25 protein-coding genes are annotated in these 24,008 nt (G+C 69.3%); 13 read left to right on the top strand and 12 right to left on the bottom strand.

Annotated elements, in window-relative coordinates; genetic code table 11:
• Positions 1 to 48: 48 nt before the first annotated feature.
• Entirely contained in the window at positions 49 to 306 is a 258-nt protein-coding gene (locus CSEG_RS12665) for a hypothetical protein (protein WP_013079632.1), read from the bottom strand.
• Positions 307 to 442: 136 nt separating this feature from the next.
• Positions 443 to 817 carry a hypothetical protein gene (locus CSEG_RS12660; protein WP_013079631.1) on the bottom strand — a complete coding sequence of 125 codons (375 nt, stop codon included), beginning with the start codon at positions 815 to 817 and terminating at the stop codon, positions 443 to 445.
• Between the two features lie 206 nt (positions 818 to 1,023).
• Here CSEG_RS12660 and CSEG_RS12655 point away from each other — a divergent pair, with 206 nt between their 5' ends.
• The 7 genes from CSEG_RS12655 (at position 1,024) to CSEG_RS12625 (ending at position 6,848) form a co-directional block, all read left to right on the top strand.
• Entirely contained in the window at positions 1,024 to 1,311 is a 288-nt protein-coding gene (locus CSEG_RS12655) for a hypothetical protein (RefSeq protein ID WP_013079630.1), read from the top strand.
• A gap of 1 nt (position 1,312) precedes the next feature.
• A complete protein-coding gene (locus CSEG_RS12650; RefSeq protein ID WP_013079629.1) occupies positions 1,313 to 1,753 on the top strand; it encodes a periplasmic heavy metal sensor in 441 nt (146 codons plus the stop codon).
• Positions 1,750 to 2,322 (top strand): RNA polymerase sigma factor, encoded by a 573-nt coding sequence (locus tag CSEG_RS12645; protein WP_013079628.1) that lies wholly within the window; start codon positions 1,750 to 1,752, stop codon positions 2,320 to 2,322. The genes CSEG_RS12650 and CSEG_RS12645 overlap by 4 nt, the downstream gene beginning before the upstream one ends.
• Before the next feature lie 110 nt (positions 2,323 to 2,432).
• On the top strand, positions 2,433 to 4,280 hold the full coding sequence (locus CSEG_RS12640; RefSeq protein WP_013079627.1) for a copper resistance system multicopper oxidase: 1,848 nt from the start codon (positions 2,433 to 2,435) through the stop codon (positions 4,278 to 4,280).
• The gene (locus CSEG_RS12635) at positions 4,277 to 5,329 is read left to right on the top strand and encodes a copper resistance protein B (protein WP_013079626.1); all 1,053 of its coding nucleotides are present in this window, start codon (positions 4,277 to 4,279) and stop codon (positions 5,327 to 5,329) included. The genes CSEG_RS12640 and CSEG_RS12635 overlap by 4 nt, the downstream gene beginning before the upstream one ends.
• A gap of 26 nt (positions 5,330 to 5,355) precedes the next feature.
• Positions 5,356 to 5,691, top strand: coding sequence for a copper-binding protein (locus CSEG_RS12630; RefSeq protein WP_013079625.1), 336 nt, complete (start codon positions 5,356 to 5,358; stop codon positions 5,689 to 5,691).
• A gap of 137 nt (positions 5,692 to 5,828) precedes the next feature.
• The gene (locus CSEG_RS12625; protein WP_083778395.1) at positions 5,829 to 6,848 is read left to right on the top strand and encodes an acyltransferase family protein; all 1,020 of its coding nucleotides are present in this window, start codon (positions 5,829 to 5,831) and stop codon (positions 6,846 to 6,848) included.
• 30 nt (positions 6,849 to 6,878) lie between these two features.
• On the opposite strand, the gene copD is transcribed toward CSEG_RS12625, so the two are convergent.
• The 8 genes from copD to CSEG_RS12585 form a co-directional block, all read right to left on the bottom strand.
• On the bottom strand, positions 6,879 to 7,805 hold the full coding sequence (copD, locus tag CSEG_RS12620) for a copper homeostasis membrane protein CopD (protein WP_013079624.1): 927 nt from the start codon (positions 7,803 to 7,805) through the stop codon (positions 6,879 to 6,881).
• Between the two features lie 3 nt (positions 7,806 to 7,808).
• Positions 7,809 to 8,171, bottom strand: a complete 363-nt coding sequence (gene copC / locus CSEG_RS12615) for a copper homeostasis periplasmic binding protein CopC (RefSeq protein ID WP_013079623.1) — start codon at positions 8,169 to 8,171, stop codon at positions 7,809 to 7,811.
• Between the two features lie 88 nt (positions 8,172 to 8,259).
• Complete coding sequence (locus tag CSEG_RS12610; RefSeq protein ID WP_013079622.1) at positions 8,260 to 10,608, bottom strand: heavy metal translocating P-type ATPase; 2,349 nt, start codon at positions 10,606 to 10,608, stop codon at positions 8,260 to 8,262.
• Between the two features lie 188 nt (positions 10,609 to 10,796).
• Positions 10,797 to 13,958: an efflux RND transporter permease subunit gene (locus CSEG_RS12605; protein WP_013079621.1), complete on the bottom strand. Its 3,162-nt coding sequence runs from the start codon at positions 13,956 to 13,958 to the stop codon at positions 10,797 to 10,799.
• Between the two features lie 2 nt (positions 13,959 to 13,960).
• Entirely contained in the window at positions 13,961 to 15,106 is a 1,146-nt protein-coding gene (locus CSEG_RS12600) for an efflux RND transporter periplasmic adaptor subunit (protein WP_013079620.1), read from the bottom strand.
• Positions 15,103 to 16,338, bottom strand: coding sequence for a TolC family protein (locus CSEG_RS12595; RefSeq protein ID WP_013079619.1), 1,236 nt, complete (start codon positions 16,336 to 16,338; stop codon positions 15,103 to 15,105). Before CSEG_RS12595 ends, CSEG_RS12600 begins: the two co-directional genes overlap by 4 nt.
• A 51-nt stretch (positions 16,339 to 16,389) precedes the next feature.
• Positions 16,390 to 16,737, bottom strand: a complete 348-nt coding sequence (locus CSEG_RS12590) for a hypothetical protein (RefSeq protein WP_013079618.1) — start codon at positions 16,735 to 16,737, stop codon at positions 16,390 to 16,392.
• Positions 16,738 to 16,892: 155 nt separating this feature from the next.
• A complete protein-coding gene (locus tag CSEG_RS12585; RefSeq protein WP_013079617.1) occupies positions 16,893 to 17,123 on the bottom strand; it encodes a hypothetical protein in 231 nt (76 codons plus the stop codon).
• A gap of 255 nt (positions 17,124 to 17,378) precedes the next feature.
• Between CSEG_RS12585 and CSEG_RS12580 the strand changes: the two genes are divergently transcribed.
• Complete coding sequence (locus CSEG_RS12580) at positions 17,379 to 17,921, top strand: arsenate reductase (azurin) small subunit (RefSeq protein ID WP_041538295.1); 543 nt, start codon at positions 17,379 to 17,381, stop codon at positions 17,919 to 17,921.
• A gap of 14 nt (positions 17,922 to 17,935) precedes the next feature.
• Positions 17,936 to 20,404 (top strand): arsenate reductase (azurin) large subunit, encoded by a 2,469-nt coding sequence (locus tag CSEG_RS12575; protein ID WP_013079615.1) that lies wholly within the window; start codon positions 17,936 to 17,938, stop codon positions 20,402 to 20,404.
• A gap of 16 nt (positions 20,405 to 20,420) precedes the next feature.
• On the opposite strand, the gene CSEG_RS12570 is transcribed toward CSEG_RS12575, so the two are convergent.
• Both CSEG_RS12570 and CSEG_RS12565 read right to left on the bottom strand, forming a co-directional pair.
• Positions 20,421 to 20,600: a hypothetical protein gene (locus tag CSEG_RS12570; protein ID WP_013079614.1), complete on the bottom strand. Its 180-nt coding sequence runs from the start codon at positions 20,598 to 20,600 to the stop codon at positions 20,421 to 20,423.
• 132 nt (positions 20,601 to 20,732) lie between these two features.
• Complete coding sequence (locus CSEG_RS12565) at positions 20,733 to 21,656, bottom strand: S1/P1 nuclease (protein WP_013079613.1); 924 nt, start codon at positions 21,654 to 21,656, stop codon at positions 20,733 to 20,735.
• A 192-nt stretch (positions 21,657 to 21,848) separates the two neighbouring features.
• Between CSEG_RS12565 and CSEG_RS21610 the strand changes: the two genes are divergently transcribed.
• The 4 genes from CSEG_RS21610 to CSEG_RS12545 all read left to right on the top strand — a co-directional run bounded on the left by CSEG_RS21610 (position 21,849) and on the right by CSEG_RS12545 (position 24,006).
• Complete coding sequence (locus CSEG_RS21610; protein WP_013079612.1) at positions 21,849 to 22,220, top strand: MmcQ/YjbR family DNA-binding protein; 372 nt, start codon at positions 21,849 to 21,851, stop codon at positions 22,218 to 22,220.
• A 202-nt stretch (positions 22,221 to 22,422) separates the two neighbouring features.
• Entirely contained in the window at positions 22,423 to 23,331 is a 909-nt protein-coding gene (gene trbB, locus CSEG_RS12555; protein WP_041538293.1) for a P-type conjugative transfer ATPase TrbB, read from the top strand.
• Positions 23,332 to 23,374: 43 nt separating this feature from the next.
• A complete protein-coding gene (locus tag CSEG_RS12550; RefSeq protein ID WP_013079610.1) occupies positions 23,375 to 23,740 on the top strand; it encodes a TrbC/VirB2 family type IV secretion system protein in 366 nt (121 codons plus the stop codon).
• The gene (locus CSEG_RS12545) at positions 23,740 to 24,006 is read left to right on the top strand and encodes a VirB3 family type IV secretion system protein (protein WP_013079609.1); all 267 of its coding nucleotides are present in this window, start codon (positions 23,740 to 23,742) and stop codon (positions 24,004 to 24,006) included. Before CSEG_RS12550 ends, CSEG_RS12545 begins: the two co-directional genes overlap by 1 nt.
• Positions 24,007 to 24,008: the final 2 nt, after the last annotated feature.

Here is a 24,008-nt window from a genome sequence, read left to right as displayed (position 1 = left end):
CGGGGGCGTGGAGCCCGGCGGGAGGTGTCCCGCCGGGCTCCGGCCGCCTTAGCCGCCGTGACCGGACTTGGTCGCGACCGCCTTCATCATCGGGCAGCCGCAATCCTTCATCGCCATGTCGGTCTTCGCCTCGGGGGCTGGGACCTTGATGTTGTGGCGGAAGAGGTCGTGCGGGTTGGCCGGCGGCGCCGAGGCCCGATAGGTAAAGCCCGCGTCGTCCGACGCAGAGGCCAGGGCCGGCGAACCGGCGATCGTGGTTAGAGCGGCCACGGCGAAGGCGGCGGCCAGGGTCTTGGAGATTTGCATTTTGATCGTCCAGAAAGGGTTCGAAGAGCCGCGCGAAGGCGGCGCTCGGATCCCGGACGTGACGACGGGCGGACGCGCGTAGGCGCGACCGCGCCGACACAGCGCGGGAGGGACCCGCGTCAGACGCAGGTCAGGTTCAGGCGATCCGTTTGGGTGGTCGTTCGTCGCGCGGCGGCGCGTGAGAGCGCAGCGGATTGGAAGCCGCCGCCATCAGGCGCATCGGTTCGATGGCCGGCAGCTGGATGTCCGAGACCGGCATCGGGGCGATCGTCGCGCACATGGCGGCGCAGACCTGGGCGCAGGACTTGCCGTCGTGCGGCGCCTTCTGGTTTTCGTCGCAGCAAGGGTCATGGGTGGCCTTGGCGGCGTCCATCGACTTAGTTGCCGGCGCATCCATGTTGGCCATGGCCTCCGGTCCGGCCTTGGCGCACTCGACCTGCGCGGCCGCGACACTCATCGGGCTGATCAGCAGGGCCAGGACGGCCAGAAGGGCGAGCACGTGTCTCAGCATCGTGCTAAATCCTAGCCCAACTGTATGGGCGCGTCATCTACGGGCCATCCCGGAGGGCGTCGTGGCTTTGCAAGGCCGTCTTCGGCATATGACTTCCCCCGTACGCTGTCCGTCGTTCACACTACGCGCCGGGGCGCGACATCCCTCGCATGAGGGATTGGACAGCGCGCTGCGTATGCAGACGTGTGGAGTCAGGGATTTCTGTCATGAGCGACAAGCTCGACCAACTTTTCGAGGCGTTGCGCCAACAGCCTGACGCCGGCTTGCCTGGCCTGGAAGGCCAAGTGTGGGCCAGGATTGACGTTTGGCGTGAGAGCCGGCGCGCTTCCACGGCTCTCGTTCCTCTCCGTGCGGCTTCCGTGGTGGCGGCCCTTGGCCTGGGCATGGTGGGGGGAAGCCTGGCGGCTAATGCCGCGGCGCGCACGCCGCCGGAGATTTCCGCGTTTTCCGTCGACGCGCATCTGGCGCCTTCCACCCTGCTGGGCGGGCGCTGACATGCGCCGGATCTCCCGCGGCGCCGTCCTGACCGTGGTCCTGGCGCTCTTGGCCGGCGTGGCGGGAGGCTGGCTCGGCTCCGGTCGCTTTTTGCCCGCGCGCCACACCCAATCCCTCCACGAGATGGTCCACCACGAGCTGAAGCTGACCGCGGCGCAGGATCGCCAGCTGGATGCTCTCGAACAGGATTTCGCCGTGCGCCGGCGAGCGCGCGAGGCCGAACTGCGCGCGGCCAACGCCCAGCTGGCCGCGGCCATCCAGGCTCGCCATGAGTACAGTCCGGAGGTCGAGGCTGCTGTCGAGCGCTTCCACGCCGCCATGGGCGCGCTGCAACTGGAGACCGTCCAGCACGTCCTGGCGATGCGCAAGGTGCTGACCCCCGAGCAGGCGGCCAAGTTCGATCGTCGCGTCAGTGAGGCGCTCACCAACGAGACGCCGTGACCTCCGGTCCTTCAGACGAGGACGAAAGCGCTCTAGCCCATAGGGTGGCGCGGGGCGACGAGCGCGCGTTCAGCATTCTGATGCGACGCCACAAGGGTCCGCTGCACACCTTCGCACGACGCCACGTCGGTGATCCTGAGGCGGCGCACGAGGTCGTTCAGGAAAGTTTCGTGGCCGCCTGGAAGGCGCTCGACCGATACGATCCCGCCCGGCCGTTCGGCGCCTGGATGCGGGCGATCGTCCTCAACAAGTGCCGCGATCGTGGGCGGCGGCTCCTGGTGCGCCGGCTAATCCTGGGCGAGCGCTCCATCGATGCGCCAGGCTCGCCGGACTATGCCGATTCCGCGCCGGGGCCGGAGGCCCAGAGCTTGCGCACCGAACAGCTGTCGCGCCTGGAAGCAGCCATCGCGCGCCTTCCCGACCAGCTCAAGGAGCCGCTGATCCTTACCTACCTCGAAGGCTACTCCCAACAGGAGGCGGCCTCGTTCCTGGGCGTCAGCGTCAAGACGATCGAGACGCGCGCCTATCGCGCCCGCAAGCGTCTGGCCGACTGGCTGGTTCATCCCTGATTTTTTGCCGTCCGTTTGAGGGGGCAGAACGCGCGGTGCGTAGCCAGCGTTGAGATCGCGTTGCGGCCGTCACGGCCTCCTGCCAGCGCGCCATCGTCAAAAGGGCTGTCATGCGTCGATCCAGCGCGACTTTCGATCGCCGTCGTTTCCTGCAATCCCTCACCGTGCTCGGCGGCGGCGCCACGCTTGCGGGTCTCCTGCCCGGGTGGGCGCGCGCAGCTGACGCTCCTGGCCGCGCGCCGCCAGCGCTCTCCGGCGAAGACATCAAGCTGACCATCGGCCATACGCCAATCACGGTGGACGGCAAGAGCGCCCATGCCGTGACCATCAATGGGACGGTGCCAGGTCCCCTGATCCGGTTGAAGGAAGGCCAGCACGTCCGCCTGTCGGTGACCAACGGCCTGGACGAGGAGACCTCGATCCACTGGCATGGTCTGCTGGTGCCCTTCCAGATGGACGGCGTCCCGGGCGTCAGCTTCCCCGGCATCAAGCCCGGCGAGACCTTCGTCTACGAATTCCAGGTCCGCCAGTCGGGCACCTACTGGTACCACAGCCACTCGGGCCTGCAGGAGCAGATGGGCCACTACGGCCCGATCATCATCGATCCCGCCGGCGCCGATCCGGTGGCCTTTGACCGGGAGCATGTCGTGGTGCTGTCGGATTTCAGCCAGCTGCACCCGCACCAGATCTTCACCAAGCTCAAGCAGCAGAGCGGGGCCTTCAACTACCAGCGCCAGACGATCGCCGGGCTCCTGGCGGGCAAGGACCAGACGCTGGCCGAACGGCTGGACTGGGCCAAGATTCTGATGGACCCGACCGACATCTCCGATGTGACCGGCGCGGCCTACACCTTCCTGGTCAACGGCCACGGACCCCAGGACAACTGGACGGCCCTGTTCTCGCCGGGCGAGCGCGTGCGCCTGAGGTTCATCAACGCCGCGGCCCAGTCGGTCTTCAATGTCCGCATTCCGGGGCTGCGGATGACCGTGGTCGCCGCCGACGGCCAGCACGTGCGACCCGTCGAGATCGACGAGTTCCAGATCGGCAACGCCGAAACCTACGACGTCATCGTCCAGCCCACCGAGGACAAGGCTTTCACGATCGTCTCGGAGTCGGTCGACCGCTCAGGTTTGGGCCGGGCCACGCTGGCGCCGCGCCTAGGCATGAGCGCGGAGGTTCCGCCGCTGCGGGAACGGCCCCTGACCACCATGCGCGACATGGGCATGGACATGAGCGGCATGCAGATGGGCGCCATGGATCACGGGTCCATGGACATGCCCGCAATGGACCACGCGGCCATGGGGCACGGCGCGATGACCGCTAGTCCCGCCCCCGGCATGGCGCCGCCGCGCCAGCGCGGCGGCGACGTGATGGGCAAGATGGACATGGGCGGCATGGACATGTCCATGCGCAACTCCGACAACGCGCCGCAAGTCAGGCTTGGTCCCGGCGTGCAGACGATCGCCCCCATGCCGATGGATCGCACTGGCGAGCCCGGCCAGGGCCTGGAAAGCGTCGGCCACCGGGTGCTTGTCTATCGCGATCTGGTGGCGCTCGAACCGAACGCCGACACCCGCGCCCCGGAACGATCCCTCGAAATCCACCTGACCGGCAACATGGAGCGGTTCATGTGGGGGTTCGACGGGCGCAAGTTCAGCGAGCGACCGCCGCCCTATGCGTTCCGCCATGGCGAACGGGTCCGGGTCACCCTGGTCAACGACACCATGATGGCCCACCCCATCCACCTGCACGGCCACTTTTTCGAGCTGACCTTCGGACCGGCCGGCCACCTGCCACGAAAGCACACCGTCATCGTCTTGCCGGGCGGTCGCGCGAGCTTCGACTTCACGGCCGAGACCGGCGACTGGGCCTTCCACTGTCACATGCTCTACCACATGCACGCCGGGATGTTTCAGGTCTTCAGCGTGCGCGACACCCAACCGGAGGGCGCGCGATGAAGGCCTCGCTGATCGCCCTTCTGCCAGCCCTGTGGTCGGCCCCGGCCTTGGCCCAGCACGCCGGGCACGCCAGCACGCCCGTCCCGGCGAGCCCCAGCGCCAAGCCCGTCGCGACGAGCCCGGCGCCGGCCGCCGATCCCCACGCCGGACACGACATGAGCGCCATGCCTGGGATGGCCATGCCGCCGCCGTCGCAGCCGCAGGCGACGCCCGCCGACCCGCACGCGGGCCATGACATGGGCGCCATGCCTGACATGAGCGCGTCTGGTTCGGCCGAGGGGGCGGCCGAAGCGATGGGGCCGCCGCCTCTGCCCGATCACGAGACCGCCCCGCCGGCCGCGCCCACCGACCACTTGGCCGACAAGCTCTTCGATCCGCTCGCCATGGATCGCGCGCGGGCCCAGCTGCGCAAGGAGCATGGCGGAGCGCAGGCCTCAAAGGTCATGGCCAATCTTCTGGAATACCAGGCGCGCTCGGGTGGCGACGGCTACCACTGGGATGGCGAGGCCTGGTTCGGCGGCGACCTCAACCGCCTGGTCCTGAAGTCCGAGGGTGAAGGCGACCGCCACGGCGTCGAGGCCGGCGAGGTCCAGGCCCTCTATTCCCGGGCCGTCGGCCTCTACACCGACCTCCAGGTCGGCGTGCGCCAGGATGTCGAACCCAAATCGCGTACCTACGCCACGGTCGGCTTCGAAACTCTGCTGCCTTACTGGATCGAGGCCGGCGGAGCCCTCTTCCTGTCCGACAAGGGCGACCTGCTCGGACGGGCCGAAGGCGCCATCGATTGGCGCGTGACCCAACGCTTGATCCTGCAGCCGCGCGCCGAACTCAACTTCGCCGCCCAGAACGTGCCGGAGACGGCGACTGGGTCGGGCCTGTCCGACGGGGAGCTGGGACTTCGGTTGCGCTACGAGGTGCGCCGCGAGTTTGCCCCCTACGTCGGCCTGACCTGGTCCAGACGCTTTGGCCGAACCGCGGACTACGCCCGCGCGGCGGGGCGGGACGTCTCGGACACCAGCGTCGTGGTCGGGCTGCGCGCTTGGTTCTAGCCGGCCGATTTCCAAGGAGACACCAGATGAAGTTGTTTTGCTCCACCGTCGCGGTCGCGACCCTCGCGATCCTTGTCCAGCCCGCCGCCGCGCAGATGGCCGGGATGGATGAGCACGCCGGCCACGCTGGCCATGCCGCCGCGGCGAACGCATCGGTCGAGGCGGTCGGCGTCGTGCGCGCCATCGACGCCAAGGCCGCCAAGATCACCTTGGCCCATGAAGCCATCCCGGCGCTGAAGTGGCCGGCGATGACCATGGCCTTCAAGGTCGCCGACGCCAGCCTTCTGAAGGGGGTGAGCGTCGGGACCAAGGTGCGCTTCAAGCTTCAGGGCCAGACGATCATCGGCCTGACCGCGCTCTAGTCATCGAAAGGGCCGGCCATCGCCGGCCCCAACCACAACCTCGGGGAGGGGCCATGCATCCGTCGGACATCCGTCCGCTCACGTCGCTGCGCATCTGCGCGGCGTTGTGGGTGCTGATCTAACATTTCCGCAACCACCTGGATCTTGGCCTCGATCGTTTCGGACTGGTCGCCAAGGGCTATCTCGGCGTCGACCTGTTCTTCATCCTGTCCGGATTCATTCTCAGCCACGTCTACACCTGCGCCTGGGCCGAGCGCCGTTTCAACTATGATTCGTTCCTCTGTGCGCGTTTGGCGCGGGTCTATCCGGTTCATCTGGTTACGCTGGCCGCGACGGTGGCCATCTGGCTGGGGGCCTTGAAGCTGGGGGTTCGCTTCGATCCTCAGGCGTTCGACCCGCGAATGCTCCCCCAACACCTGCTGCTGGTTCACGCCTGGGGCACGACCCCCACCGTCCGGTGGAACTTTCCTTCCTGGTCGATCTCGGCCGAGTGGTTTGCTTATCTGGGCTTTCCGGTGGCCGCCATCGCGTCGGTAGCATTGCGCGGCCGACCGCGCCTGTTCGTCTTGGCCGTGCTCACCTTGTTCGCCGCCATGTTTCTGGCCGCCCAGGCGCGTGGCGTGCTCTTCACCGACATGAGCGCCCAGATCGGCGCCTTGCGGATCATTCCGGCCTTCCTGATGGGCGCGGCCCTGCATCGCCTGGGATCCAGCTTCAGCTTGCCCGCTGGACTGGGCGGGCCTGGAGCCCTGGCCGCAACGGCCTGGGTGGCTCTCGCCGCCAGCCTGCGCTTAAGCGATCTCTATATTTGGCCGGCCTTGGCGCTGCTGATCTTCTGTCTGGCCGAGACGTCCAAGGCCGCGAAGGCCGGGGTCATGTCGACGGCAGCGCCCGTCTATCTCGGTGAAGTCTCCTATAGCCTCTATATGGTCCACCTGCCGGTCGACATCGTCTACTTCCACGCCTTGGACCGGCTTGCGCCAGGCCTATCGGGCGCGGCGAGCGCCGCGGCCTGGGCCGGCGCCTTCGTGGCCTGTCTGCTGGCGGCCGTGCTCGCCTACCATCTCGTCGAACGGCCGGCCCGCAACTGGCTGCGACGGCGCGATCCCTTCTCGCGTCGCCCCGCGCTCGAGCCCGCGCACGAACCGGTGCTTTGATAGGACCCCGGCGCCAAGCCGGGGTCTCGACTATTGCGCGCTGATCGGCGCCAGGCGTCCAAGCCAGGCGACCACGGCGACGAGCATCATCGCCGCGCCAAGTTCCAGCACAAGGCTGCGGCGCAGGGCTCTGACCGCCGCGCTGGTATCCGTCGGCTCGGCCAGGGCCTCCCGCAGCGCCGAGGTCAGGCGAAAACGATTGGCGGCCGCCAGCGCGAGCATGGCGCCAAAGAGCGCGAGCTTGAGAACGAGCAGAAGGCCGTAGGGCGTGCTCAGCAGCGCTGAAACACCAGCAGGACCGATCAGGAACCAGCTGTTGATCAGGCCGCTGGCGACCAGGACCGCCACGACACCCGATCCGACGCTCGAAAACCCGGCCAAGGCGGCATGGAAGATCGACGGCTTGCGCGCATCGCGCCCACCATCGGCGGCCAGACGCAGGAAAAACGCCAAGGCGCCGATCCAAACCGCCGCCGCGGCCAAGTGAGCCAGATCCGCCGCCAAGTGCAAACCGCCGCCCGGACCTTCGGTGGCCGCGCCGTGACCCATCCAGGCCATGCTCGCCGCCGTGACGGCGCCGAGCGCTGCTGTAGCGATCCAGACAAGGCGGCCGGGACGCACGAAGACAAGAACGAGCAACGCCAGGATCGCGGCCAGGGCGCGCGCCAGCGAGGCCGCGCCCATCGCCATCTCCGTGACCATCGACACCAGGGTCGACGGATCGAGCGCCGCGGCAAAGGATCCGGCGACCACGGCGGTTTGCAGCAAAAGGCCAAGCAGGCTGGCCGGAACGAGGAGCGCGGCCGAGCCGGCCAGGAGCCGGCGGGGCCAGCCCAGGGCCACGGCGCTCGACGCGCCAGCGGCCGGCAGGGCGTAGAGCACGAAGAGAGCCCCGCCCGTCAGGACGAAGCTCGTCACGTACTGCATCCAGCGCAGCAGGACGACCGCGGTCTCCATCGGCTATTTCACCGTGAAGGTGAGTGTTCCGTCCATGCGGTGGCCGTCATCGGCCGCGGCCGCGTACCAGGTGAGCTTGTAGGCGCCCGGCATCAGGCGGCCCTTGGGCGCGCCCCTGATGGTCTTGCGGTCGGGCGAGACGGTGGTCTTCACCGGCGTCTTCATGCCGTCGGCCATCGCCAGCTCGAAGGTCGAGAAGGCTGGAGCCAGCTTTTCGTTGAAGGTCAAGCTGATGGTCTTGGGCGCGGCGACCGTGGCGTTGGCCGCCGGATCGGACGCCACGAGCTTGGCGTGAGCGCTGGCCTGGCCGCTGGCCAGGATCGACGCGGAAAGGACCGTGGTGGCGATGAGGGCGCGATAGTTCATGGGGGCATCCTGTTGGAAGCAAGGTTGTCGTAACTTCCTACGCAGGACGCTGCCCGCCCCCTCACACTCTCGACAAGCGCTGCATTCCCTAGAGACGCACCGCCCTCAAGCGCAGCGCATTGCCCACCACGCTGACCGAGGAAAGGGCCATGGCGGCCGCGGCGATGGCCGGCGACAGCAGCCAGCCGAAAACCGGATAGAGCACGCCGGCCGCGATCGGCACGCCCGCGACATTGTAGGCGAACGCGAAGAAGAGGTTCTGCCGGATATTGCCCATCACCGCCCGCGATAGCCGCCGGGCCTTGACCAGGCCCTCCAGGTCCCCGTGCAGCAGCGTCACACCCGCGCTTTCGATGGCGACATCCGAGCCCGCGCCCATGGCGACGCCGACTTCGGCGGCGGCAAGGGCCGGCGCGTCGTTGACCCCGTCGCCAGCCATGGCGACCTTGCGGCCCTCCGCCCGCAAGCGCTTGACCACAGCCGCCTTCTGATCGGGCAGAACGTCGGCCTCGACCTCGTCGATCCCCAGCCGGTTGGCCACGGCCTGGGCGCTCGTGCGATTGTCGCCGGTCAGCATGACGACGCGCACGCCGTCGGCCTTCAGGGTCTCGACGGCCTTCTGGGTGGTCGGCTTGATGGGATCGGCGATCGCGAGCACGGCGGCGAGCGTGCCGTCGATCGCGACGTAGATCGCGGTGGCGCCGTCTTGGCGCAACGCCTCGGCCTGCTCGGCGAGCGGTTCTGCACGCACGCCCTGTTCGTCCAGGAACCGGGTAGAGCCGATCGCCACGGCGCGGCCCTCGACCTTGCCGAGCACGCCCTTGCCCACCGGGGAGTCGAAGTCCTGGGGATGCGAAAGCGGCAGTTCCCGCTCGACAGCGGCCCGAACGATAGCGTCGGCCAGCGGGTGCTCGCTTGCCCTTTCCAGACTGGCGGCCAATCGTAGGACATCGTTCTCGACGAAGCCTTGAGCGGGGCGAACGGCCGTCACTGCCGGCCGCCCCTCTGTCAGCGTACCGGTCTTGTCGACGACGAGGGTGTCGATCTTCTCGAAGCGCTCCAGCGCCTCGGCGTTCTTGATCAGCACGCCCGCGACCGCGCCGCTGCCCACCCCGACCATGATGGAGATCGGCGTGGCCAATCCCAGGGCGCAGGGGCAGGCGATGATCAGCACCGACACCGCCGCCACCAGGGCGAAGGCCATGCTGGGCGGAGGGCCGAACACGGCCCACGCGCCGAAGGCGGCCAAGGCGGCGAGCATGACGGCGGGCACGAACCAGCCCGACACCTGATCGGCCATGCGCTGGATCGGCGCGCGGCTGCGTTGGGCCTCAGCCACCATGGTCACGATCTGGGAGAGCAAGGTGTCGGCGCCGACCTTGTCGGCGATCATCAGGAAGGAGCCGGTCTTGTTTAGGGCCCCGCCGATCACCTTGTCTCCGGGCTTTTTGTGTACGGGCATCGACTCGCCAGTGACCAGGGACTCGTCGACCGAGGCCTCGCCCATCAACACCCGGCCGTCGACGGGAACCTTCTCGCCGGGGCGCACCCGCAGGTTGAACCCGACCTGGATGTCCTCGACGGGGATCTCGAAGTCCTCGCCGTCGAACATCCGTCGCGCGGTCTTGGGCGACAGGTCAAGCAAGGCCTTGATCGCGCCGGAGGTGTTCTCGCGCGCCCTCAGCTCTAACACCTGGCCCAGGAGCACCAGGACCGTGATCACCGCGGCGGCCTCGAAGTAGATCGGGGTCGAACCGTCGGGGCGGCGGAAGGCTGGCGGGAAGAGCTGCGGCGCCAGGGTGGCCACGATGCTGTAGATCCAGGCCACGCCGATGCCCATGGCGATCAGGGTGAACATGTTGAGCTGGCGCGTGACCAGTGAGCGGGCGCCGCGCTCGAAGAAGGGCCAGCCGCAGCCCAGCACCACGGGCGTGGCCAAGATCAGCTGGACCCAGCTCGACACGCCTGGTGACAGGTGCAGCGCCATCAGTCCGACGTGGCCGCCCATTTCCAGCATGAACACCGGCAAGGCCAGGACAAGGCCGATCCAGAACCGGATGGTCATGTCGCGCAGCTCGGGATTGGGCCCGCTGTCGGCTGACACCGTGAGGGGCTCCAGCGCCATGCCGCAGATCGGACAACTGCCTGGTCCGGAACGCCGGATCTCCGGGTGCATCGGGCAGGTGTACATCGCGCCGAGCGGGGCCTTGGAGGGCGCGGTCTCCGTCGCCGGAGGCAATTCAAGGTAGCGCGCCGGGTCCGCGTCGAACTTGCGCGCACAGCCGGCCGAGCAGAAGTGGAACTGGCGTCCGTCGCGGAGGCGCTGTTCGGGGGCGGTGGCCGGATCCACGCTCATGCCGCAGACGGGATCGCGATCCTGGCCTACCGAGGCGTCATGGCCGTGATGATGCCCTTGGTGCGAGTCCGAACCGCTCATCCGTTTGCCTTCCGCGCGCTACAACACGCCGGGTATTACGCATCCGGGAAGGCTTTCCCTCATTGCGACGGATCAACCCGACGCGAAGCCTGTTTCTCGGAGGCTATTGGAATGAGCGTGTCTTGCCTGCACGACCTGAGGGCATAGATGTCGTGTTCCCGGAGCGACGCCAATGGCCGCTACTGGCGCTATCGGGATGTCTGCCGTTGTTGCAGTCGCAGCCAGACGTAGAGGGTCGGCAGCACCAGCAGGGTCAGCGCCGTCGAGGTCAGCAGGCCGCCGACCACCACCGTCGCCAGCGGCTTCTGGACCTCGGCGCCCGGGCCTATGGCTAGGGCCATCGGGATGAAGCCCAGGATCGCCACGAGCGCCGTGGTCAGCACCGCCCGCAGGCGGCCGATCGCGCCGTCGATGACGGCGGCGGCGAGGTCTGTCTCGCCCTCGATGCGTTGCTTGATGCTCTGCATCAGCACGAGGCCATTCAAGGTCGCGACGCCCGAGACGGCGATGAAGCCAACGGCCGCCGAGATCGAGAACGGCATCCCCCGCAGCAGCAGCGCCAGGGCCCCGCCGACCAGGGCCAGGGGCACGCAGGCGAAGACCAGCATCGCCTCGGCCGCTGAGCCCAGGGCGAAGAACAGCAACATCGCGATCACCAGGAACACCATGGGCACAATGACGCCGAGGCGCGCACTGGCCCGGTCCAGGTTCTCGAACTGACCGCCCCAGTCCAGCCATGAGCCGGGCGTCGGCTTGACGTCCCGAGTCACGGCGGCTTGGGCGTCCGTGACGAAGCCGCCCAGATCGCGGCCGCGCACATTGGCCTGCACCACGATGCGGCGCTTGCCGTTCTCGCGGCTGACCTGGTTGGGACCTTCTGCGATGTCGAATTGGGCGATGCTGGAGAGCGGAATGGCGCTGCCGCCCTCGCTCTCCGAGACCACGGGCAGCTGGCCCATGGCGGCCGGATCGGCGCGCTTGGCGTCGTCCAGCCGCACCACGACGTCGAAGCGGCGGTCGCCCTCCAGGATGTGGCCGGCCTCGCGTCCGCCCAGGCCGATCTCCAGGGCGTCGGCCGCATCGCTGGCGTGGACGCCCAGGGCGGCGGCGGCCGTACGGTCGACGCTGGCGGTGATGGTCGGCTGACCCGAGATCTGCTCGACCTTCACGTCCGCCGCGCCAGTGATCTTGCGCAGGGTTACGGCCACCTGGTCGGCGGTCCGGCTCATGGCTGCGAAGTCGTCGCCATAGACCTTGACCGCCACGTCCGAACGCACCCCGGCGATCAGCTCGTTGAAGCGCATCTGGATCGGCTGGGTGAATTCGTAGGCGTTGCCGATCAGCCTGGAGAGCTCGCCCTCCATGCGCTCGATCAACTTGGCCTTGGGCAGACTTGGATTCGGCCAGTCCTTGCGGGGTTTGAGGATCACGAAGGTGTCGGAGGCGCTGGGGGGCATCGGGTCCGAGGCGATCTCGGCCGTGCCGGTGCGGGTGAAGACCAGGGCGACCTCGGGCTGGGCTGAGAGGACCTTCTCGACCTCGAACTGCATGGCCTGGCTCTCTTCCAGTGAGATCGAAGGCACGCGGCTGGCCTGGACCAACAGGTCGCCTTCATCCAGCGTCGGGGCGAACTCGCGACCCAGGGCGAAAAAGGCGACGACGCCAATCAGCAGAGCAGCCACCGCGCCGATCGCCACCGCTTTGGGCCGGGCGACGGCGGCGCGCAGCACGGGCTCGAAGCGCGTACGGACAGCCTTCATTGCCTTGGTCTCGCCGTGACCTTTCGGCTCGCGCACCGCCAGGGCGGTGAGCGCGGGGACCAGGGTCAGGGACAGCACGAAGGCGCCGGCCAGGGCGAACATCACCGTGGCGGCCATCGGCGTGAACATCTTGCCCTCGACCCCCTCGAAGGTCAGCAGGGGGGCATAGACCAGCAGGATGATCGCCTGGCCGAAGGCGGCGGGCCGGGCCATCTCCTTGGCGGCCTCGACCGCGACCGACAGGCGCTCGCCGGCGGTCAGGTCGCGGCCCTCGCTCTGACGCCGCAGCGCCAGGCGGCCCAGGGTGTTCTCGATCACCACCACGGCCCCGTCGACGATCAGACCGAAGTCCAGCGCCCCCAGGCTCATCAGGTTGCCGCTGATCCCGAACCGGCGCATGGCGATGGCGGCGATCAGGAACGACAAGGGAATGACCAGCGCCGTGATCAGGGCGGCGCGGAAGTTGCCGAGCGCAAAGAACAGCACCGCGATGACCAGCAGGGCGCCGACCGTCAGATTGTGCTCGACCGTGCGGATGGTGGCGTCGACCAGGCGGGTGCGGTCCAGCACCGGCTTGATGATCACCTCTGGCGGCAGGCTGGGGGCGATGGTCTTGAGGCGCTCGTCGACCCGCGCGGCCACGGTGCGGCTGTTCTCGCCGACCAGCATCAGGGCCGTGCCGATCACCACTTCGCGGCCGTTCTCGCTGGCCGAGCCCAGGCGCGGGGCGTGGCCCAGGGCGACCGTGGCGACGTCCGAGACCTTGACCACGGCGCCGTTGCGGCGACCGATCGGCGTGTCGGCCAGCTCGGCCAGGCTCTTCACCCGCGCGTCCGTGCGGACGATATAGGCCTCGCCGCCGCGCTGGACATAGCCGGCTCCGGCGATGCGGTTGGCGTGCTCAAGCGCCTCGACCAACTGCGGCAGGCTGATGCCGCGCGCCGCCAGCTTGGCCGGGTCGGGATGGACGGCATATTCCTTGACGTAGCCGCCCAGCACGTCGACGCCGGCCACGCCGTCCAGGGTCTTCAACTGCGGGGCGACGATCCAGTCCTGGACCGTGCGCAGATAGGTGGCTTTCTCGACGTCGGTCCGCAGGGTCTCGCCTTCGGGCGTGACGTAAGGCGCGCCGGTGCGAGCGGCCGCGCCCTTGAACTCTACGGTCCAGATATAGACCTCGCCCAGGCCCGTTACGGGCGGACCCATGCCGGGCTCCAGGCCGTCGGGCAGGCTGGCGCGGGCGGCTTGCAGGCGCTCATTGACCAGGGTGCGGGCGAAATAGAGGTCGGTCGCTTCGGTAAAGACGGCGGTGATCTGCGAGAAGCCGTGCCGCGACAGCGAGCGGGTCTCAACCAGGCCCGGCGTGCCGGCCAGCGCCGTCTCCAGCGGGAAGGTGACCTGGCGCTCGACCTCCTCGGGACCGAGGGCCGGGGCGACGGTGTTGATCTGCACCTGGCGGTTAGTGATGTCGGGCACGGCGTCGATGGGAAGGCGCGACAGTTGCTGCAGGCCTAAAACGAACAGCGCCACGGCCAGCAGGACGACGATCCAGCGGAAGCGGACCGAGAGATCGATGAGGCGATTGAGCATGATCAGTCCTCGTGCCCCGCCTCGCCCTTGCCGAGTTCAGCCTTCAGGCGGAAGGCGCCCTTGCCGGCGATGGTCTCGCCGCCGGTGAGGCCTTTCAGGATCTCGACCGAGCCGGCGGCGGTGCGGCCGGTGACGACCGGCGTGGCGCGAAAGCCCCTAGGCCCGGCGACGAACACCACGGTGCGGCCCTCCAGGGTCTGGACGGCGTCGGCAGGGACGGTCAGGCCGCCCGCACCCTTGGCCAGGATCACGCGCGCCGAAACGATCGAGCCGATCTGCGGCGCGGGGGCCGTCGGCTTGGCGCGGACCACGGCCGCGCCAGCGCCCAGGGCGCTGGGGGCGACGGCGACGATGCGCGCGCCGGCCTCGCCGCCCTCGGGCCGCTGGACCAGCACGTCGTCGCCGACCTTGATCGCGCCGGCCGAGGCGGGCGGGGCGTCAAAGACATATTCGACCGCGCTCTGATTGGCGATCTCGGCGACCAGGCCGCCTTGGGTCAGGAAGCCGCCGACGCGGGCGTCGATGCGGGTGACGATCCCGGCGATCGGCGCGCGCAGGGTGGCGACACCGCCGGCGCTGGGGCCGCCTTGCGCGGCCACTTGGGCGCGGGCGGCGCGCAGCTCGGCCTGGGCCTTGTCGGCATTGGCCTGGCTGGCTTCCCAGTCCTGGCGAGCGACGACGCCGGCCTCGAACAGGCGGCGATCGCGAGCGGCGGCGGCTTGAGCGGCGCGAGCGCCAGCCGCCGCGGCGTCGACGCTGGCCCGCGCGCCGGCGCCCTCGGCGCTGCGCAGGGTGACGATGGCCGCGCCGGCGGCCACGCGGTCGCCGGCGGCGACGTGGACACGCTCGACCGTCCCCGATACCGGCGCGCCCAGCGCAGCCGAGGCGTTGGCGGCGAGAGCGACGCGACCGGGCAGGACGAGCTCCGCCCCGCCGCCGCGTCCGATCGTGGTGGTCAGCACGCCGGCCTTGGCGGCGTCGGCGGGGGAAAGGGCGACGAAGCCCTCCTCGTGACGGCCGTCTTCCTCGGCGTGTTCTTCGGCGGCGACCGGGGCCTTGTCGGTCATTCGACCCAGGCCAAAGCCCAGACCCGCCGTGGCGATCAAGGCTATGGCCGTCCCGGCCAGCATCCAGTTGCGGTTGGTCATTGGGCGCCTCCGAAGGCGATCTGTCCGTTGGCCTGGGCGAGGTCGGCGCAGGCCTTGGCGCGCGCCAGGCGCGTCTCGATGTGGCGTTGGCGGGCGGCGACCAGGTCGCGGCGCGTCGAGAGCAGTTCCAGCAGCGGCAGCTTGCCGGCCTCGTAGCCCAGCTTGGCCAGGCGATAGGCCTCGCGCGCGGCGGCCTCGCCCTCGCGGGCGGCGGCGGCCGAGCGTTCGGCCGCGCGGGCCTCGCCCTCGGCCCCGCGCCGGTCGGCCGTGGCGTCGGCCTGGGCGATCAGCAGGCGCGCGCGGGCGGCGTCGGCCTCGGCCTGGGCGGCCTTCACCGCGCCGCGGTTGCGGTCGAACAACGGCAGGGGCAGCGAGACCCCGGCCACGGCGGCGGTGGCGTCGTCGCCCGCTAGCCGCCGGATGCCGAAGCTGATCGTGACATCGGGCGCGGCGCGACGGCGCTCCAGGTCCAGCTTGCGCGCGGTGGCGATCTGCTCGGCTTGCGCCACCGCGACGGCTGGAGGCTGGGCCGTGGCGGCCGAGACAGTCCAGGCGCGGTCCAGCACGCCCGGCGTTACGGCCGCATAGGTCTGCTCCCCGCCGATCAGGGCTGACAGCCGCGCCAGGGCGGCGTCGGCCTCGGCCTCGGCGCGGGACTGCTCGGCCTGGGCTGCCGACACCGCCGCCTGGGCTTGCAGGACGCGCAGCTCGGCTTCCTTGCCGTTGTCGACCAGCAGCCGCGCGGCGCGGGCGTCGGCCTGGGCTAGCTCGACACCGTCCTTGGCCAGGACCAGCCGCTCGCCCGCTGCCTCGGCGGTGGCGTAGGCTACGAAGAGGTCGCGGGCGAAGGTGACCCGGTTCTGGCTGGCGCGCGAGCGGGCCGTATCCAGTTCGGCGAGGGCGGCGGCGACCCGCGCGCCGCGCTTGCCGCCCAGCTCTAGGGTCTGGCCGAGCGACAGGGTGGTCTCCGCGCTCTGGAAGTCGCGATAGGGGCCGTCGCCCCCGACGTTTTCGACCTGCAGGTCCAGGACGGGATTGGGCCAGGCGCGGGCCTGGTGGGCGCGGCCCTCGGCGGCGTGCGTCTCGGCTTCGCCGACGCTCAGGCGCGGGGCGGAGGCGTCGCGCAGCAGGCTTTCGAGCGGCGGCGCGGTCTGGGCCTGGGCCGCGCCATACAGCACGCCGCAGGTTGCGGACGCCAAGGCCGCACGCAGCGGCCATCGGTTCGATGACATGGAGATTCCTCGCAATGACAACACGGTGGCGCGCGAAAGGCGCGCAAGCCGTCAGGCGCGAGGCGGGTGGTCGAGCGGGGAGGAGATGTGCGAGGCCGGCGCCAGGGCGGGGACCAGAATGTGCTCGGCGGTCTTGGGCGCCGGTGCTGAGATCACCTCGACAGGGGTTTCGATCAGTGAACCGCCATGATGGCAGTGACCGCCCAGGCAGCAGGCGGCCCTGCAGGGCGCGCTGTCGTGCTTCTGGTCGGCCTGGATGGTCTGCTCGGCGACGCTGGCCGGCCGCTCGTCGCAGATGCAGCTGGCCGAGGCGAGGGTTGGGATCAGGACGAGCAGCGCCAGGACGCAGGCGGCCAGAAGGCCTCCCAGGTTCCGCCGCCATGTCGTCATCCCGTCCATGCCGGCTCTATAGCTTTTGCGAACGACTCTGAAAACGCGTTACATAATCACAGCACAATGTTCCGCGCTCCACCGCCAATTTTCAAAGTCTCATGTCCGGAAGCGCGCCAAGTTCCGCGGTTGGCGCGCTGCGGTCGAGCCCTGAATCGGGGCGACTAGGCCTCAGTGATAGGTGAGGGTTTGCCGGCCGCCGCATGGCCTTCGCCGGAAAGCAGGAACGTCGAGGTCTTGACGCCGCGAAGGCTGACCGCGCGCGCCAGGCCCTTGCGCGTCAGGCTTTCGGCGCTGGCGAAGCTTCGGGCTTCGGGCAGCAGCACGAGACTGCCGGCGTCGCGGATTTCGATGAGGGTGGCGCGCTCGTCGGCGGTCAGCGACATGAGGGACATGGCGGCTCTCCTGAGGCGATCGTGATTTTGAAGCGGTTGGAGGCTCGCGCGTCAAGCGCGCGAACCGTCCGTGGACTTCGCGCTTGCGCGGCGGCGATTTCGCGACAGGCCGCGACGCTTGGCTGGGCGGGAGCGGGGGACGGCGCGATCGGTGGCTGGAAAGTGACGTGTATGTCGGAAATATTCTACTATACCGGTAGTCTGCTGTGAATTGAGATGTTAACGTCGCCGCATCTTTGAGGGTGTGGGGGTGGCATGTCAGAGATGGATCGGCGCGCCCTGGCGCGGCGCCAGTTCCTGTCCGGCGCCGGTCTGGCGGCGGCGGGCGCCGCGGCCGGGGCGGCGGTAGGCGCGAGCGCGGTCGCCGTCGAGGCCAAGCCCGGGACGGGTGGCTCGGGGCCAGCGCTGGTCAGCTATCCCGGTGCGCGGCTGGCCAATGTTCGAGACCTCAAGATTAACGCGCCTGTGGATGTGGCCTATCCCGACCCGGACGCGCTCGGCATCTTGGTCAAGCTGGGTCGGCCGGTTCCGGGCGGCGTCGGGCCGGACGGGGACATCGTCGCCTTCTCCAGTCTGTGTCCTCACCGGGGCTATCCGCTGCGCTACGAGCCCTCGGACCGGACCCTGACCTGCCTCGGCCACTATTCGCGCTTCGACTGCGAAAAGGCCGGCCAGCAGATCTGGGGCCACGCCACCCAGAACCTTCCGCAATATCGCCTGCGGGTCGACGAAGCCGGCGACATCTATGCCGAAAGCGTCGACGAGTTGCTCTACGGCCGGGTCTCGAACGTTCTCTAACAGGGGAGGCGACGATGTCGTTCAAGCGCCAGGTGGACCGGCTGCCGATCGTTCCGGCCGACGCGGCCGAGCGCCATGTCGTCTGCCACTTCTGCATCGTCGGCTGCGGCTACAAGGCCTACACTTGGCCCGCGCGGCGGGAAGGCGGGCGGGCGGCGTCGCAGAACAAGTTTGGCCAGGATCTTGGCGTCCAGCAGGGGGCGGAGTCGCCGGCCTGGTATCCGGCCTCGATGTACAATCTGGTCAAGCAGAACGGTCAGGACGTTCACCTGGTGCTCAAGCCCGACGCCGACTGCGTGGTCAATTCGGGGCTGGGGTCGATCCGCGGGGCGCGGATGGCCGAGCTCAGCTATTCGGCCGAGCGCGGAACCCAGCGACAGCGTCTGACTGATCCGCTGGTCTGGCGCTATGGCCAGCTACAGCCGACGAGCTGGGACGACGCCCTGTCGCTGGTGGCCGACGTCACCGCCCGGGTGATCGCCGAGCAGGGGGATGATGGCCTCGTGGTCTCGGCCTTCGACCACGGCGGGGCCGGCGGCGGCTACGAGAACACCTGGGCGACCGGAAAGCTCTATTTCGGGGCGCTCAAGGTCAAGAACATCCGCATCCACAACCGGCCGGCCTACAACTCCGAGGTCCACGCCACCCGCGACATGGGCGTGGGCGAGCTCAACAATTGCTACGAGGACGCCGAGCTCGCCGACACTCTGTTCGTGGTCGGCGCCAATCCGCTCGAGACCCAGACCAACTATTTCCTCAACCACTGGATCCCGAACCTGCGGGGGATGACCGACGACAAGAAGGCTTCCGCCTTCAACGGCGAAAGGTCCGAGCCTTCGCGGATCATCATCGTCGATCCGCGCCGCACCGTGACGCTCAGCGCCTGCGAGTTCGAGGCCGGTCCCGATCGCGTGCTGCACTTGGCGATCCAGTCGGGGACGGATCTGGCGCTGTTCAACGGCCTTTTGACCTATATCGCCGAGCGCGGCTGGATCGACCGGCCGTTCATCGCCGCCTCGACCGAGGACTTCGAGACCGCGCGCGCCGAGAGCCGGCTATCGCTGGCCGAGACCGCCGCCATCACCGGCGTGCCCGAGGCGGCTCTGATCAAGGCCGCCGCCTGGATCGCGCGGCCCAAGGCCGGCGGGGCGCGCCGGCGCACGATGTTCGCCTACGAGAAGGGGCTGATCTGGGGCAATGACAACTACCGCACCAACGCCGCTCTCGTGAACCTGGCCCTCGCCACCGGCAATGTCGGGCGGCCCGGCGGCGGCTGCGTGCGGCTGGGCGGCCACCAGGAAGGCTATGTGCGGCCCGACTATCCGGGGAGCCGACCCGCGGTTTACGTGGACAAGCTGCTGATGGAGGGCGGTGGGGGCGTGCATCACGTCTGGGGCTGCGATCACTACAAGACCACCCTCAACGCCATGGCCTTCAAGCGCGCCTACAAGCGCCGCACCGACATCGTCAAGGACGCCATCAACGGCGTGGCCTATGGCGACCGCAAGGCGCTGGTCGACGTCATCGTGGAGGCCATCCATCGCGGCGGTCTCTTCGCGGTCGACGTCGATATCGTGCCCAGCAAGATCGGCGAGGCCGCCCATGTGATCCTGCCGGCCGCCACCGCCGGCGAGATGAACCTGACCTCGATGAACGGCGAGCGGCGCATGCGGCTGAGCGAGCGCTATATGGACCCGCCCGGCCAGGCCAGGCCCGATTGCCTGATCGCCGCCGGCCTGGCCCAGGCGATGGCGCGCAGCTTTACGGCGCTTGGCCTGGGCGCGCGCGCCAAGGCCTTCGAGGGGTTTGACTGGGCCAGCGAGGAGGACGCCTTCCTCGATGGCTATCATCGCCACGCCAAGGGCGGTCAGCACGTCACCTACGCGGCCTTGCGGGCCTTGGGGACCAATGGCTTCCAGGAACCGGCGGTCGGGGTGGAGGCGGGCCGGATCGTCGGCACCAAGCGCCTCTACGCCGACGGCAAGTTCGATCGTCCCAATGGCCGGGCCCAGTTCCTGGGAACGCCCTGGCGCGGGCTGCAGGCGGCGGGCAAGGCGGAGCAGAAGGCGAAGTTCGCCTATCTGATCAACAATGGCCGCGCCAACCACATCTGGCAGAGCGCCTATCTCGATCAGGCCAGCGCGCTGGTGAGCGATCGCACGCCCTATCCCTATGTCGAGCTGCATCCCGACGACCTGGCCGAGCTGGGCGCGGCGGCCGGCGATCTCGTGGAAATCCACAACGACAGCGGCTCGACCCAGGCCATGGCCTATCCGACCCCGACCGCGCGGCGCAAGGAGGCCTTCATGGTGTTTGGCCAGCCCCTGGGCGTTCAGGGCAATGTCGTCTCGGGCGGCGTCAACGAGCTTTTGATCCCCAACTACAAGCAGACCTGGGCCGACATCCGCCGCATCGCCACGCCCGGGGCTCCGGTCGCGCACGTCAGCTTCAAGTCGTTCCACATCCCGCCTGCCTCGGTCTAGGGCGAGGCGGCGAGGGCTATGGCTTGTCGTCGGGCGGGGACTTTTGGATCACGACCACGGTGGCCCCGGACGCCTTGAGGAGCTCCCATTCCTCGCGGGTCAGGAGCTTGGTGGTGTCGATGTGCATCAGGATCGCTTCGGTCTTGCCCGCCGCGAAATCGGCCGCCATCTGGGCGAATTCCGGCTCGGCGCTCAAACTCGTTCCTCCTGGTCGCGGACGCTCGATCATCGGCCGACCGCGCCGGCGAGTCCATCGCGGCGTTTGCTGAAGGACGAGCGGTGGTGAGGCGAGGGGCGCGGCCGCGCGGCCCGGGTCCGAGGCTTGCGGTCAGCCGAGGCGAGCGTTGAGGAGGTCCGCGAGCCGGGCCCCGGCCAGGGCGACCTGGGCCTCGCAGGTTTGGCCAGCCTCGACGCGGTAGCGTGTGGTCAGGACATAGGGGCCCTTGGCCGGTCCGATCGGATCGACATAGGCCTTGGTCCGGGCCAGCTGATAGCTCTCTTGCAGCCAGGCGTCCGGATCGCCGATCGCCCGCTGGGCGGCGGGGGCCTTGGGCAGTTTGTCGGCGGCGGCGATCACCGAGGCGTAGTCCTGGCTCGAGCCGACCCCGTAGTCCCAGAACTGATGCAGCTTCTGGCCCTTGTCGCATTGGCCGGTCTTGCAGACGAAGACGCCGTTGCCGCCGTTGTCGCCGCGCTTCTTGGCCTGCGAATAGCGCGAGGTCGCGTGCATCGGCTGGTGCATGTCGCCGACCAGGTGGGCGACCCAGACCAGATCGTAGGACTGGACGTCATCGTCGCCGCTGGGCGCCAGGGTCGCGCTAAAGAGCTTGATCCGCTCGATGGCGTTGACCGCCGGCGGCGGCGGGACCGGGGTCGCGTCGATCGAGAAGGCGATGTTGGTGAAGTGCCAATAGGCGTGAACATAGGGATCGCTATAGCCGACATTGTCGTCGGCCTGCGGCACGGTCGGATCGTAGCCGTCGTCCTGGTGGGTGCTACGGATATCGTCGGGCCAGGTCGCCGCGTTCATGAACGCCACCTTGTCGGCGAGCTCGACGGGCACGCCCTTCACCCAGTCGCCGTAGTTGGGGTTCTTGCGCAGCAGCGCCGCGGCCCGGGCCTTGGCCTTGGGCGTCATCTCCTCCCAGGCCACCGCCGCCACCATCATGTGGCCACGGCCATTCCAGGCCTGGGCCGGGCCACTGGCCAGCACCGTGGCGCCAAGGCCGATCACCAGCATCATCGTCTTCATTCGCATCCCCCCGGAAAGCGCTTAAGTCTAGATACCATTGTTCCGTGAAACTTTCGAGCGGCGACCTTGAGGGTTGAGCGTGGGGCGTCGCGCGTGGGGCGATCTCCTGGCGCGACCGGAATTGACGTGGCGCGGGACGACTTTGCCTTGGCGCGGCGACTCGGCTTTTGATCCGCCGCCGACGAGGAGGCCATGACCCCAGACCGATTTTCCGCCCTGGCCCTGGCCGTGGGCCCTGGCGTTCACCCGCGCGCCATCCTCGAAGCCGTGCAGTTTCGGGTCGGCGGCCAGGCGTTCGCCACCCTGGGCTGGCCCGCCGCCGGCTGGGCGGTGGTCAAGATCGCGCCCGCGCGCCAAGCCTGGGCCCTGGCGCTGAGCGATGGCCTCGCGCCCGAGCCGGGCCGCCGACGCAAGGCGGGGATCATCCTGGCCCGGCTTTCCGGCCTCGACGACGGCGCCGCGGCCGAGCTCTTGGCGGCGGCCTGGTCGCACGCCCACGGGCCGGCCCGCCGCGGCGGTCGCGCTGGCGAGCGTTCGGCCTCGGCCCAGGTTCTCTCCGTCTAGGGCGGCTTCGTCCCAGCGCGCTTTCGTCCTGGCGCTTTTCTGGAGCGCGCCGCCGATCGCCTGTCTTTCCACGCCAGGGCGCGATCGGCCGATTTGGCTGTTGAGCCGGGCGCATTCGCGGTCCTTTTAGTCATCCCCGTCAGCACGGGGATGTTTCGTGGACCTCTCAGCCGCCCAGACCGGTCTTGCCCGCAGCCGCCAGATGCTGCGCACCGCCCTTGGCCCGCTGCTGCTGGCCAGGCTGGAAGATCCCGGCGTCGCCGAGGTCATGCTCAATCCCGATGGCCGCGTCTGGCTCGACCGCTTTGACGTCGGGCTGGTCGACGCGGGGCTGAGGATCGAGGCCGCCGACGCCGAGCGGATCCTGCGGCTGGTCGCCCACCATGTCGGGGCCGAGATCCACGCCGGGCGTCCGAGGCTGTCGGCCGAGCTGCCCGGCTCGGGCGAGCGGTTCGAGGGGCTGGTCCCGCCGCTGGTCGCCGCTCCGGCCTTCGCCATCCGCAAGCCCGCGAGCCTGGTCTTCACGTTGGACGACTATGTCCGCGCCGGGGTGATGGACGCGCGGCAGGCGCAGGTGCTGGCCGAGGCGGTGGTCGCGCGCCGCAACATCCTGGTGGTGGGGCCAACCTCCAGCGGCAAGACCACCCTGGTCAACGCGCTCCTGGCCGAAATCGCCGCCAGCGGCGACCGCGTGGTGCTGATCGAGGACCTGCCCGAGCTTCAGTGCGCGGCCGCCAACCGGCTGGCCCTGCGCACCGCCGAGGGCCTGGCGAGTCTGGCCGACCTTGTCCGCGCCGCCTTACGTCTTCGGCCCGACCGCATCGTCATCGGCGAGGTGCGCGGCGGCGAGGCCCTCGATCTCGTCAAGGCCTGGGGCACGGGCCATCCGGGCGGGGTCAGCACCCTGCACGCCGGCTCGGCCCTGGGCGGGCTCATGCGCCTGGAGCAGCTGATCCAGGAGGCGGTGGTCGCCGCACCCCGCGGCCTGATCGCCGAAACCCTCGACCTGATCGCCGTGCTGCTCGGGCGCGGCCAGCAGCGGCGCCTCGTCGAACTCGTCCGCCTCGAAGGCCTCTCGCCCGGCGGCGACTACCGGCTGAGCCCGGCCTGATCCCTCAAGCCTCATCCCCTTTATCCGGAGACTTCAGATACCTATGCCCAAAACCTCATCCTATCGCGCTCGCCTCCTGGCCGGCTTCCTGCGCGACCGGCTCGGTCATCTTGGCCGCCTCGGCGCCCTGGGCCTGGCCGCCGCCCTGGCCGGCTCGGGCGCGCGGGCGGCCGGCTCGTCCATGCCCTGGGAGGAGCCGCTGCAGCGCATCCTCGACTCCGTCGAAGGGCCGGTGGCCAAGATCATCGCGGTGATCATCATCATCGTCACGGGCCTCACCCTAGCCTTCGGCGAGACCTCCGGCGGCTCGCGCAAGCTGATCCAGATCGTCTTTGGCCTGTCGATCGCCTTCGCCGCCAGCTCGTTCTTCCTGTCGTTCTTTTCGTTCGGCGGCGGAGCCCTGGTCTGATGGGCGCCGATCGAGCCATCGGCTTCGCCGCGCCCGTCCATCGCGCCCTAACCGAGCCGATGCTGCTGGCCGGGGCGCCGCGCGCCATCGCCCTGGTCAACGGCACGCTGGCCGCGGCCCTGGGCCTTGGCCTGCGGCTGTGGATCGTCGGACTTTTGGTCTGGCTGGTCGGCCATGGCCTGGCCGTCTGGGCCGCGCGTCATGATCCCCAGATCGTCGAGGTTGGCCGCCGCCATGTGCGCCTGCCGGCCTATCTCGAGGTCTAGGC

Source organism: Caulobacter segnis ATCC 21756 (assembly GCF_000092285.1).
GTDB lineage: Bacteria > Pseudomonadota > Alphaproteobacteria > Caulobacterales > Caulobacteraceae > Caulobacter > Caulobacter segnis.
Note: the sequence above shows the minus strand (reverse complement) of the source record. Positions and strands in the feature narration are given on the sequence as shown.